The sequence below is a fragment of the Streptomyces sp. NPDC050147 genome, from assembly GCF_040660195.1.
Lineage (GTDB): Bacteria > Actinomycetota > Actinomycetes > Streptomycetales > Streptomycetaceae > Streptomyces.
In genome coordinates, this window is the sequence record NZ_JBFALJ010000056.1 from 1 (window position 1) to 12,358 (window position 12,358).

7 protein-coding genes and 2 pseudogenes are annotated in these 12,358 nt (G+C 66.5%); 7 read left to right on the forward strand and 2 right to left on the reverse strand.

What is annotated here, in order from left to right:
* Positions 1 to 110 precede the first annotated feature (110 nt).
* The 3 genes from AB0I94_RS41730 (at position 111) to AB0I94_RS41740 (ending at position 3,231) form a co-directional block, all read left to right on the forward strand.
* The gene (locus AB0I94_RS41730; RefSeq protein ID WP_363315053.1) at positions 111 to 725 is read left to right on the forward strand and encodes a rodlin; all 615 of its coding nucleotides are present in this window, start codon (positions 111 to 113) and stop codon (positions 723 to 725) included.
* Positions 726 to 1,295: 570 nt separating this feature from the next.
* Positions 1,296 to 1,517: a hypothetical protein gene (locus AB0I94_RS41735; protein ID WP_363315054.1), complete on the forward strand. Its 222-nt coding sequence runs from the start codon at positions 1,296 to 1,298 to the stop codon at positions 1,515 to 1,517.
* Between the two features lie 244 nt (positions 1,518 to 1,761).
* Complete coding sequence (locus AB0I94_RS41740) at positions 1,762 to 3,231, forward strand: NF041680 family putative transposase (RefSeq protein ID WP_363315055.1); 1,470 nt, start codon at positions 1,762 to 1,764, stop codon at positions 3,229 to 3,231.
* Positions 3,232 to 3,364: 133 nt separating this feature from the next.
* Here the strand turns inward: AB0I94_RS41740 and AB0I94_RS41745 are convergent.
* A pseudogene (locus AB0I94_RS41745) lies at positions 3,365 to 4,093 on the reverse strand (IS5 family transposase); the annotation flags it as partial.
* Between the two features lie 66 nt (positions 4,094 to 4,159).
* Here AB0I94_RS41745 and AB0I94_RS41750 point away from each other — a divergent pair.
* The 3 genes from AB0I94_RS41750 to AB0I94_RS41760 are packed head-to-tail and all read left to right on the forward strand — an operon-like array spanning position 4,160 to position 8,510.
* A complete protein-coding gene (locus tag AB0I94_RS41750) occupies positions 4,160 to 5,353 on the forward strand; it encodes a tyrosine-type recombinase/integrase (RefSeq protein WP_363315056.1) in 1,194 nt (397 codons plus the stop codon).
* The gene (locus AB0I94_RS41755) at positions 5,350 to 7,947 is read left to right on the forward strand and encodes a site-specific integrase (RefSeq protein WP_363315057.1); all 2,598 of its coding nucleotides are present in this window, start codon (positions 5,350 to 5,352) and stop codon (positions 7,945 to 7,947) included. Before AB0I94_RS41750 ends, AB0I94_RS41755 begins: the two co-directional genes overlap by 4 nt.
* The gene (locus AB0I94_RS41760; protein WP_363315058.1) at positions 7,944 to 8,510 is read left to right on the forward strand and encodes a DUF6262 family protein; all 567 of its coding nucleotides are present in this window, start codon (positions 7,944 to 7,946) and stop codon (positions 8,508 to 8,510) included. The genes AB0I94_RS41755 and AB0I94_RS41760 overlap by 4 nt, the downstream gene beginning before the upstream one ends.
* Positions 8,511 to 9,251: 741 nt before the next feature.
* Here the strand turns inward: AB0I94_RS41760 and AB0I94_RS41765 are convergent.
* A complete protein-coding gene (locus tag AB0I94_RS41765) occupies positions 9,252 to 9,461 on the reverse strand; it encodes a hypothetical protein (RefSeq protein WP_363315059.1) in 210 nt (69 codons plus the stop codon).
* 202 nt (positions 9,462 to 9,663) lie between these two features.
* On the opposite strand from AB0I94_RS41765, the pseudogene AB0I94_RS41770 reads away from it, so the two are divergent.
* Positions 9,664 to 12,305, forward strand: a pseudogene (locus tag AB0I94_RS41770) (NACHT domain-containing protein).
* Positions 12,306 to 12,358: the final 53 nt, after the last annotated feature.

Sequence of the window (12,358 nt, forward strand, 5' to 3'; positions counted from 1 at the left end):
CGGCTCGATCCACTTCGGATCATCCGCTGACATCACCCCACCCATGCCCACTCAACGCCGCAGCAGCCACTTCAGTTACGGGACAACCTTTAGCAACCAGAGGAGACATCATGCGCGCCACCACCGTCCTGACCACGCTTGGCCTGGCGGCCGCCAGCCTCCTGGCCACCACCCCCACCGCTGCAGCCGCCCCACACCCCGACGGCCCCGCCCTCATGCTGATCTCCCAGGACACCGCCAAATGCGTCGGTCTTCCCGACAGCACCGCGCTGAATCGGGGCGTGCCCGGCCTGGCCCTGGTCCGCCTCAACCAGATCCCCGTCCCCGCCTCCCGGGACACCGTCGGCGACTGCCTCGACAAAGCCGCCAAGGACCCCAATAACCCCGTCAAGAACCTGGCCGACAAGTTCGGAGTCCTCCTGGGACTTACGCCTCAGCTCCCCAAGCCCGAACTCCACCCCGTCGCAGGCTCCCGAGCCGCACCCGGCGACGACGGCCCCCCGCTCGCCCTCCTCGACACCCAGCTCAACAAGCGATGCATCGGAAGCCCGATCGAGACCGTGCAGGGCATGATCGCGCTGGTCAACGCCGCGGCTCAGGACATCCTCAGCTCGGACCAGAACCAGGAGTGCACCGAGAACAGCACCAAAACCCAGGGGGGGCAGCTGACTCATATCCTCGACGACCTGCCCATCCTCTCGGGAAGCGGCGTCTACAACCCCTGACCCCCCAGCAGCGGGCCGCTGAACAGCGCGCTGACACCAGCTGGCCGGCGGCACCACCAATGGGCGCGGATCCAGGTTGAAAGACAGCTACTCAGCTTGTTCTTTATCTTCCGGCGCTGTTCGGGGCTCAAAGATAAAGAACAAGCTGAGGCGGTCCGTGATGCCCCATCCCTTAGGCTCAGCTCAGGTTCGGAAACCCCATGGCAATGAGGGCTGAGCAGGCTGCCATATCTCCCGTGCCGAGACCGCAGGCTTTGACCAAGTTCTGAGGCGGCTTGGGGTCAGCTGCGGCCGTCCCTGCGCCCCCCAGGAGAGCGGTGGCTGCCAGGGCGAGAGTGGCGAGTGCAGTGCGTACGCGCATGGGTGGTGCCTCCTTGTTCTGCGCTTGTCTGTCACCCCCAGGCCACCAGAGTCAAACCGTCCCCGCACGCCGTCCCAGCATTCGAGTGAAGGTCGGACCTGAGACAGCCTTGCCCTGCTCTGGGGCAGCCTGGGCCAGGTGGTACCCCTCGGCTCGTCGGCTCGCTCGACAAGATCGACGCAGCGGTCACCGCAGCCGGACGCACCCTCTTGCCGCGCACCGCCCCCCTGCTGCAGCGCGCCCTCGACCACCTCGCCAAAGAGCCCAACCCCCAGGAGAAGGAGCACATCATGGCCAAGAAGGTCACCATCACCGAAAGCGACGGCGACGTCATCGAGACCACCGTCAGCGACGACGCCACGGCCCGCGAGTACGAGGATCTGCCGTTCCAGGTCGGGCACATCGTCACCGTCACCATCACCGACGACTGACGCCCCCGCCAGCCGCAGAGTTGCCGTTCGGGGATCGGTCACCGTGACTGATCCCGAACGCTGGCGCAAAGCTTCTATTTGGGACTCGCGGCCTTTGAAGTGTCGCTTCGGCATTCAGAGACAGGCACTCAACTTGATCTTTATGTCCGGTCTCGAACGGTGTCTCGAACTGGGGCGCTCACCCGAGGGTTCGCCGGACATGGAGGCGGCCGTCGTCTGACCATGTGCTCCGACCAGGGTGCACATGACCGAGACGAAGGCCGTGAGAGTGAGTCTGCTGGCTGATGTCGTGCGGAGAGAGGCGTTTGCGGAAGCGTCAGGCTTCCGTGGTGAGTTCTACGCGTGCTTGTCCGGCCGACGGGATGAGCTGTTCGAGCTCACCGATGCGCTGCTGTGCGTGGACGGTCCGGTGGTCTCGCCGGTGGACCTGACGCTGGTGCCCGAACACCGCCGCGGGCACGGAGCGTTATACGGAGCCCTCAACCGTGGTGGAATCGACGTCGAGCGACTGCGGACCCTGCTGGCCGGGCTACCGCTGCCCCGGTTCGCGGGGCGGCGCCTGGTGCTGGCGGTCGACGTGTCGCCATGGTTGCGGTCGGACGCGCCGTGCTCGGCGGACAGGCTGTTCTGCCATGTCTACGGGCGGGCAAAGTCCGCCTCCCAGTTCATCCCGGGCTGGCCGTACTCTTTCGTCGCCGTCCTGGAGCCCGGGGCCACATCGTGGACCGGCCTCTTGGACGCGGTCCGGCTCGGACCCGCGGAAGACGCGACCGCGGTCACCGCCGACCAGGTGAGGGCCGTGGTCGAGCGGCTCATCGCGGCCGGCCAATGGCAGTCCGCAGATCCGGCCATCACGATCGTCATGGACGCCGGCTATGACGTCACCCGCCTGGCCTGGCTACTGCGGGATCTTCCCGTCGAGCTGGTCGGACGGATCCGCTCCGACCGAGTGATGCGCCTGCCGAAGCCACCCCGCGTCTACGACCCCAAGGGCGGACGCCCGACCAAACACGGGCCCGAGTTCCGCTTCGCCAAGCCGGAGACATGGCCCGAGGCTGCCATCGTCACAGCCACCGACACCGTGAACTACGGCAAGGCCGAAGCCCAGGCATGGGACCGAGTTCACCCGAGACTGACCCACCGCTCAGCCTGGCTGGAGCACGATGGTGAACTCCCCCTCGTCGAGGGCACCCTGGTCCGCCTCGAAGTCGAGCATCTCTCGAAAGACCGGGGAGCCCCGCCGGTTTGGCTGTGGTGCTCGAAGACCGGCGCCGCCCCGGCGGACGTCGACCTCTGGTGGCAGGTGTTCCTCAGGAGATTCGATCTGGAGCACACTTTCCGGTTCGGAAAGCAGACGCTGGGCTGGACCACTCCGAAAGTCCGTACTCCTGAGGCGGCGGACCGATGGACATGGCTCCTGGTCGTCGCCCACACCCAGCTCCGCCTCGCCCGCCCGCTGGCCACCGACCTCCGCCGGCCCTGGGAGAAGCCGAGCAAGCCCGAACACCTCACCCCGGCCCGAGTCCGCCGGGGGTTCAGGAACATCCGCGCTCACCTGCTCTGCCCGGCCCGTGTTCCTCAACCGACCGGAACCGGTCCTGGACGCCCCCTCGGCTCGAAGAACCGGCAGCCTGCCACCCGCTACGACGTCGGCAAAACCGTCAAACGCCCCGAGACCCTCAAGGCCATCGGCAGACCCGGTAGATCCTGGTAGATAAAAAACAAGCTCAGTGCAGGGCTGTGTGCGCGAGCCGGATTCCGTGGGCGCTGGTCCGGATCCGGACTGGCCGGGGGGCCGGGTCCTCAGCCGGCGTGGTCGCAGACACGGGGCGCTTCTTGACCGGTTTGGTCAGGCGCCGGGTCATGAGCGTGATGGTGGTCCAGGCGATGTGCGCTTCGCTGTGCTGGGGAAGTCGCTCATAGTCGCGGACATTTCTGCGGGCCCTCATGATCCAGCTGATCGCCCTCTCGACGACCCACCGTTTGGGCAGCACCTGGAAGCCCTTCTGTCCCTTGGGGCGGCTGACGGTCTGGAGAGTGAGGCCGAGGAAGGTGTGGGACCAGTCGATGAGCTGGCCGCCGTAGGCGGAATCGGCCCAGGCCAGGGTGATTTCGGGGTGCGCGAGCCGAAGCCGGAAGAGCAGGTCGCGGGCCGCTGGCGCATCGTGGATCGCGGCCGAGGTGACCATGACCGCGACGGGCAGCCCGCGGGTATCGACGGCCAGGTGCCGCTTGCGGCCATTGATCTTCTTCCCGGCGTCGTAGCCGCGCGTGGCCGCGCCGACGGTTTCGGCCCCCTTCACGCTCTGAGAATCCAGGATCACCGTCACCGCCCGCGGGTTCTTGCCCTCCCGTTCCCGCACTTTCTGGTGCAGTTGGTCGCGGATGTGGGCGACCACTCCGGCCGCCGCCCACCGCTGGAAGTACGCGAAGAGCGTCCGCCACGGGATCCCGAAGTCGGTGGGCACCGCCCGCCACTTCGTCCCGTTGTCAGTCACGTACCTGATGGCGTCGATCACTTTACCGAGCGTGCTTCGAGTGACCGGCTCCCTCGATAGAGCGGTCCGCGGATGCATCGCGTGTCTATTTACTGATCGTCACCGTTCCCTGCCCGACGTACGGGACGAGGGGCGGGAGGCCGTGTGCGAAGCGTGATGGTCCTGGAGGACATCCGAGTACAGCCGATGAAGCGGGCCGGTGGCGGGTGGTCGTACACGATCGTGTGGCCGGACAGCTCGGTGGACGAGGAGGCGGACAGCTTCCTGCGGACGTACGAGGGGTCGGGGACGCAGAAGACCTACGCGTACACGCTGGTCGATCACCTGCGGTGGCGGGTGCGCGAAGGGCTGGTCACGGAGAAGGTCACGCTGCTGGACTTGCACCGGTACATGGGTGCGGTCGGGGCGAGGGTGCCGATGCCGTTCGGGCAGCCGTGGCGGATGCCTCCGAAGAAGCCGTACGGCCAGTCGGGACTGCAGACCGCGGCCGCCTGCTTGAAGGGCTTCTACCTGCACCAGTGCGCCAAGCGCGGGGTGAACGACGATCTGCGGGCCGCGCTGGAGGTGCGGCGGCTGCCGACCCGGCAGGACCGGGACCGGGCCCTGCTCGGGCACACGATGGCCTCGATGTTGGCGAACCCGCTGGCGCCGAAGCAGGGCACGCGCCGGCGGCATCCCAAGATGCTGCCCGACGGGGCAAGGCCGGATCTGCTGGAGGTGGTGAACACCGCCCGGGACGCGATGGTGGTGACCTGGCTGTCGGATACGACGTTGCGGGTCGGTGGCCTGACCGGGCTGCACTTGTCCGATCTGCACCTGCGGGAGAACGCGGCCTGCGGGGATTCCCCGAAACCGCATGTCCACGTGTGCCACCGGTGGGGCAACCCGAACCGGGCGGCGGCGAAGACCAAGCCGGAGTGGTGGCTGCGCGACGGTGTGATCTGCGGCGGCGAGATCTACCGGGTCAGCCCGGCGATGGTCAGCAGCTACTTCGTCTACATGACGAGCGAATACAGGAAGTACGCCACCGGACATGGGATGCTGCTGATCCAGCTGGCAGGTCCGAGCCGCGGTGAGCCGTGGACGGCGGATGGGGCTCGCGGGATGCTGCGGCGGGCCGGCCGCAGGGCCGAACTGCCCGGACGGATCAAGCCCCATGCCTTCCGGCACACGACGACCTCGAAGGTCCTCGACGTTTCGGGCAACGATCCGATGGTCGCCAAGGTCGCCGGGAACTGGGCATCCGCGCGGACCGTCGAGGAGGTCTACGGGCATCCCGATCAGCACTCCCCAGAGTTCATCGCTGCCTTGAACACGGTTTGGGGAGAGGGAGAATGACGGCTCTTCAGCTATTGCCGCTGGTCCCGAGCGGCGACGTGCCGACGCGAACGAGCACCGACCGGCTGGAGGTGCTGACCGCGCTGCTGGCATCGCCGACGGTCGATCCGATGTTCCGCGAAGACGTGATCGTGGTGCCTCGTGACCATCTCGTCTATGGATGGGCCTGCGGCGTCCCTGCCTGCGAGCGTCCTCTGGCCGCTCATCGCGACTACTGCCACACCCACGATGTGAAGTGGCTGGCCCTGCGCAAGCAGGGCATGTCGGTCACCGAATTCCAGCGGACGGCCGAGCCGTTGAAGCCGAAGGCGTGGTTCGATCCGCCACCTTGTGTGATCTGCCCGGACGTCCCGGCCTGGGCCACGGACGGGCTGTGCTACTTGCACTCATCCCGCTGGACCACCTACCGCGGCTATTACCGCCGCCTGCACGGCAGCGAGGTCGAGTTCGACACCTGGCTCCGGGACCAATCCTCTTTCCCCGCCTTCGGGCAGTGCCTCGTCGAGCCCTGCTCTGACCTTGCTGATAACCCGTTGAAGCTCTGCCGACGGCACGCGACCCGCTACCGGAAGGCCGGCAGGCCGGGCAGGGCAGCAGCACCCGGGCCGAACTGGGCTCGGTGGCTGGACCGCGGCGAGCCCGTCCCCATCGAGTACAGGGACAAGGCACGCTTCGATCAGTGGTGCCGGGAGACCGGCCTGGTCAATCGGATGAACGGCAAGGTGTCCCTGCTCGGCCTGCGGCCACTGGTCAAGGCCGAGATCCAGTGGACGATGTTCCACCATGGCAACGGCCCGGAGGAGGCCAGCCAATGGCCTCTTGCCTGGCTTCAGTACGTGGCCGACGCCTGTCGCATTCAGCAGGTCAACTCACTGATCGACCTTGACCTGGAAGCCTGCCGGGCCCATGCCGACACGATCGTCTCGCTGATGCTGAAGTACCTCCGGCTGGTCTACTTCACGCGCGAGGACACCAAGGACGCCGGTTTCATCGAGACCGACCACTTCGGTGTGCGCTTTCCCGGAACCGGGAGCCACTTCGATCTCACCCTCATCTCGCAGCGGTGGCTTCGCGACCTCGTCTGGGACGCGGTTGCCGCACGGCTGACCGCTGATCCGCCCCGCAGCCGCACCACGTTCGAAACCCACCGGCGCGGATGCGTGGAACTGTCCGCATTCCTCGAAGCCCAGGCTCCCGGCGGCGGGCACGACCCCACAGCACTGACCGCAGCCCACATGACCGACTTCATCGCCGACCAGCGATACCGCGCCGAGCACGGGCTGAAGTCTCTCGGCGCCCACACCCAGGGCCGCGGGCCGGACGGCGGCTCCACCCCGGTGACCAGGAGCACGATGGCGGCCACCTTCAATGGCGCCCGGCGGATCCTGCGCTTCGCGCTCGAGTCCGGCGAGGCCGAACGCATCGGGCTGCCCCGCAGCTTCATCGTCACTCTGCCGACCGGCCGTTACAAAAGCGGACGGCGCCGGCCCTTCCCCGACGACGTCGCCCGGGCCCTCGCGGATGAGACCAACCTGAGCAACCTCGAAGACTTCGACCCGAGCGACCGCGGACTACGGGACGCATGGGAGGCACTCGTCCTCACTGGCCGCCGCTGCAACGAGGTCCTCAAACTCCGGCTGGAGTGCATCGGCCGGCTCAACTCGCTGCCGATGTTCTGGCACGACCAGACCAAGGTCGGCAACTACGACCAGGCCATCCGCATCCCTGAGCGGCTCTACCGCCGCATCCAGCAGCGCCAGGAGAAGACCGTCACCCGATTCATCCAGCGATTCGGACGACCGCCGACGCCACAGGAACGGCTGAAGATCGCCCTGTTCCCCCGCAAGCAGAAGAACCGGCGCATGCTGGAAAGCGTCAGCTACGGCTGGTTCTCCGAGAACTTCCGGGACTGGATCGGCACCCTCGACATCGCCCACGTCGTCGCCCACCAGGCCCGTCACACGCTGGCCACCAACCTGCTCAAGAACGGCGCCGACCTCTCCCACGTCAAACGCTACCTGGGCCAGTTCTCCGAGGCGATGGCCGAGCACTACGTCCACCTCGCCAACACCGATCCTCGTCTCGAAGAGGCCCTCAACGCGCTCTGGGTCGCCGGCCCCGGATCCGCCGAGCCGGGCCTGATGCTCTCCGGCGCTGAGCCGATGACTCGGCAGGAAGCCGAAGCTCTCGCCATCGATCTCACCCACCGCAGCACACCGGCCGAAGGTGGCTTCTGCACCTTCCAGCCCGTCGTCAACGGCGATGCCTGCCCCTTCAACCTCAACTGCCACAGCTGCGACAAGTTCGTCATGTCCGGCGCCGACCTCGTCTACTGGCACCGCAAACGCGAGCAATGGCGGATGCTCTCCGAGCGCGCACCCGACAGCACCACCGCCGACTACCTGCATGAGGTCTTCGAGCCGACCGCCCGCGCGATTGACGGCCTGGAGAAGGCACTGGCGGCCGTCGGCCTGCTCGACGATGCCCTCGCCCTCGACCTGCGACGGCCCCAGGACTACTTCGGGAAGGTCTGGAGCACTGCCTTCCGAGCGCAGGAGCTGGCCCACACCCAGCAGGAAGACGATGCCGCATGACCTCCTCAACGGCGGCCGCCATCGCCGCCCGCCATCGGCAGACCCAGGACAAACTCGCTCGCGTCGAGAAGGCGCTCGGCCAACTCCGCCGCGAGCGCGGCCGGTTGACCGTCCGGGCCGTCGCCGAACGAGCAGGAGTCTCCGCGACATTCCTCTACGAGAACACCCAGGCGCGGGCCCTCGTCCAGAACGCCACGACCGACCACCGCAACCGCCATGACCACCAGGCCCAGCAGGAACACGACCGGATCGAGGCATCCTGGCGGGAGCGGGCCCTGAACGCCGAGGCCGAGCTGACCCGCACGCAGAAGGAGGTCTTCGCTCAACGACAGCGGATCGGCGAACTGATGGGACAGCTCCGCGACTTCGACCAGATGGTCCCCGGCGAGTCCGTCCAGCATCTGACCAGCGAGAACACCACCCTCAAGCACCGCGTCCACCAGCTCACGCAGGAGCACCGCAAGCTCCAGGAACGGCTCGAAGGCGCCCGCTCCAACCTCCGGTTCGCCGAGAAGCGCACGGCCAACCTCGAAGCCCAACTTCTCGAACGGGATCAGCCATGACCGATCAACCATCCACCGAGCCGGTCCGCCTCGACCGCGAACAGGCCGCCTCTCTTGCACGGCTGCTGCGGGCAGTGGAGAGTTCTTCGACGAGTGCGATGACAACGTGGAAGAGGCCCTCGCGACCCACTTCGGTCTCGACCCGGCCAGCGAGGCATTCAGCGCGTCCTTGTGCTTCCACGCAGACAAGATTGAAGCTGCCCTCACCATCGAGCCCACCACGTCACGGACACCCACGCGACGCATCCACGCAGTTCACAGCCCACCCGGTCAGAGCGACGCTCGGTAAAGACGATCTCGCGGCGAGGGTGCGCCTCGGGACGTCCCCCTTTGGGGGACTCGCAGGCCGGCGGCGGGAGGAGAGGCTCGATGAGCGCCCATTCGTCGTCGTAGGTGTCGGAGGGGTAGCAGCGGTGCCGGGCCAACTCAGCCTCTTTTCCATAGGCGGGGGTTGAGGGACGGCGCAGCCGTCCCTCAACCCGGTCAGGTGTCGATGTACTCGGCCATGATGTCGAGCGTGGACTCGAGCCATCGGGCACCGAGGCGCGGACCGTCAGACAGCCATACGACCAGGTGACATCCCTGCCAAACACGGCACACATGCCCGTGCGCTATGGATAATCACTGTCCTGTAACCAACGCCCTGACACTGGCCGGGCCCCAGCACCGAGGAGTAACAGCGCCCACCCACGGGCGGGCGCCATGCTCTCGCCTGCAGAGGTGGGGCAAAGCATCCTCGGTTCACAGCACCGCGAGGACGAAGGTCAGCAGCGCCAGGGACAGGGTGGCACTGCCCGCGAAGGCCACGGCACCGCGCAGCAGAGCGGTCGCATAGGTGGCTCCGTCGATACGAGCGAGCAGACCGGCTGCTGCTCCTACGAGCGAGCAGAAGAGACCGACGACGGCCAGAAGCAGGGCCAGCAGGATCAGGTGAATGGATGAGGTGTTCATGCCTTCTTCCCAGGACAACCGACGATGGGGGACTTCGGCGAATTTCGCGGTTCTGGTGTTCATCGGGGTTCAGGGCGAACAAAGATGAACGAAGACGGTCGCCTGGGAGACGGAGAAGCAGGACATGGGGGACGCGTACGAGGATCCGCTGGCGGAACTTGCGCTACGGCTGCGCACTCTCAGGGCGCAGCGGGGTCTGCAGATGGGTGGGTTGCAGCAGCGGACCGGGCTGGGGCGGACAACGGTCAGCCAGGCGCTGAACGGCCAAGTGGTGCCCTCCGAGACCACGTTGGTGGCGCTGGCGAAGGCGCTGGGCACGGATGTAGAGCCATTGCTGGCCCTTCGCAAAGCCGCTGCCCGCGTACCGCAGGTGCGCCAGGGCTTGCCGAGGAAAGTTACCGGCAGGTCGGCGCGGCCCAGAGTGCAGCCTTCCTTCGAGGAGCGGTACCTCCGCTACGTGACGGAACGGCATTCCCAGTTGACCGTCGTAGGGCTAGACCTGAGCCGGCCGGAACGTGCGCGCTGGCCGCTGGACGCGGCGTACTTGAGCTTGGAACTGGCAGAGCGGCCGGAAGACTGGCCTGCAGGCAGCAAGGAATCGAACCGGCCATCCGTCGTGGTGAAGCGTGCCGAGCACGCATTGGCCAACTGTCGACGCGTTCTCCTGCGAGGGCTCGCCGGCAGCGGAAAGACAACACTGCTGCAGTGGCTGGCTGTCGCCACGGCGTGCGATGAACTGCCGGAGGAACTCACGGACTGGCGGGGGCTCATTCCGTTCATCCTGCCGCTGCGGACGCTGGTGAGGCGGGGCCCCTTCCGGAGCCACACGACTTCCTGTCTGCGGTGGGCACCCCCCTGGCCGCCTTACAGCCTGAAGGCTGGGCCGATGCCGTACTCGCCAGGGGGGAGGCACTCGTCCTGGTCGACGGCATCGACGAGATTCCTCAAGAGCACCGAGGCGCCACCCGGGACTGGCTCGAGCGGCTCTTGGCAGCCTACGGGGACGCACGCTTCGTGGTCACCACGCGCCCGTCCGCTGTACCAGAAGGCTGGCTGACTTCGTCGCGCTTCACCGAACTGTCAGTACGGCCTATGAGTACCGCTGACATTGGAGTCTTCGTCGGCCGGTGGCATTCCGCCGCCCGGCACAGTGCAGCGACCGACGCCGAACGGTCACAGCTGAATGATCTCGAAGCAGCGCTCCAGGTGACAGTGCGTGCTCAGCGTGACCTGGCGCAGTTGTCCAGCACACCCCTGATGTGCGCGTTGATCTGCGCGCTGCACCGGGACCGCCGCGGTCACCTGCCCCACAGCCGCATGGAGTTGTATGAGGCAGCACTGTCGATGCTGCTGGTGCGCCGTGACCTTGAACGCAGCATCGATGTCCCGGAAGGCATTCAGCTCACCGAACACCAGAGCGTCCAGCTACTGCAGCGTCTGGCCTACTGGCTCATCCGCAACCGCCAGACCGAGATGGAACGGACCACCGCGACGGCCCTGGTCGACGACGCCCTGCCGGCCATGCATCCCGTGGCCGAGCAGGGCACAGCCGACCAGGTCCTGGCCCACCTGGTCGGCCGCAGCGGGCTCCTGCGCCAGCCCACCGCGGACACCATCGACTTCGTCCACCGCACTTTCCAGGACTACCTCGGGGCCAAAGCCGCCATCGAAGCCCACGACTTTCCCCTGCTGGTCAACAATGCACACGACGACCAGTGGGAGGACGTCGTACGCATGGCCGTCGCCCACGCCCGCCCAGCCGAAACCGCTGATCTACTCCGCCGCCTCGTCGAACGCGGTGACGCCGAGGGCGAACACAGGGGCAGACTCCACCTCCTGGCGGCCGCCAGCCTGCAGTACGCCACCGAAATCGAACCGGAGGTCCGCAGACTGATCGAACAACGTGCGCGTGTCCTGATGCCTCCCCGCTCCCGCGAGGAAGCAGAAGAGCTCGCCGCGCTCGGGCCAGGCATCCTGGACCTGCTGCCAGGCCCCGAGAACCTGGAAGGCGACGAAGTGGGCCCTGTCGTCAGGACTGTCACGCTGATCGGCGGCGACCACGCATACGCCTTCCTCCGCCGCTTCGTACAGTCGCTGCCCCCTGACTCGGCACCCTATGACCTCGTCGGGGGCTGGGAGCACTTCAACGCTGACGAATACGCCCGCGACATCCTTCTCCCCCTGCAGAACCGGGCTCGTCTGCCTCTAGAAGTACACACCCACGATCAACGCAACGCGCTCCGGCTCCTCAAGCCCATCACCAGCATCGCCTTTCGAGAAGCGTTCACCGAAGACAAGATCATCGAGCACCTATCATCCGAACACACCCATAAGCTGGAGGTCTACTCGGGCCAACTTCTGACAGACTTGAAGTTCGTCCGTGAACTCCCTGCCTTGAAGGAACTCGCCCTCACTGAGTGCATCCAACTCGCTCATGTTGAAGACCTTGCGGGGATCCCGCTTCCAGAATTGCGTCTCCTTCACCTGCCGGACGCATTCTCCTTCGACGCGCTGGATTCTCTGCCAGAGCTTACGGCCCTAGCCCTCTACACCCGCTTGCCCTGGGCGAGCCTGGAGGACCTGCCCGCTCCAAAGGGCCTCACCTCCCTATCCCTGGGCGGCTGGATCGGCACACGCCTGGCCGGCGTCTCCAAATGGCATCAACTGCAAGACCTGGCCGTCAACTCCGCACCCGACAGCACAGAATGGCAAGAGATTGCCACGCTCCCCCATCTGACAGAACTCTATATTTCCGACTACGACCTCAACCATGCCGTTCCCATAAACAGCGTCACATATCTCCAACTAAAGGTTGTCCCGTATGGGGTTGGAGTTATCCCGTGAGGGCCAGGTTGTGAAGGCGGGCGATGCCGAGCATGGCCTGGTGGACGCCGTTG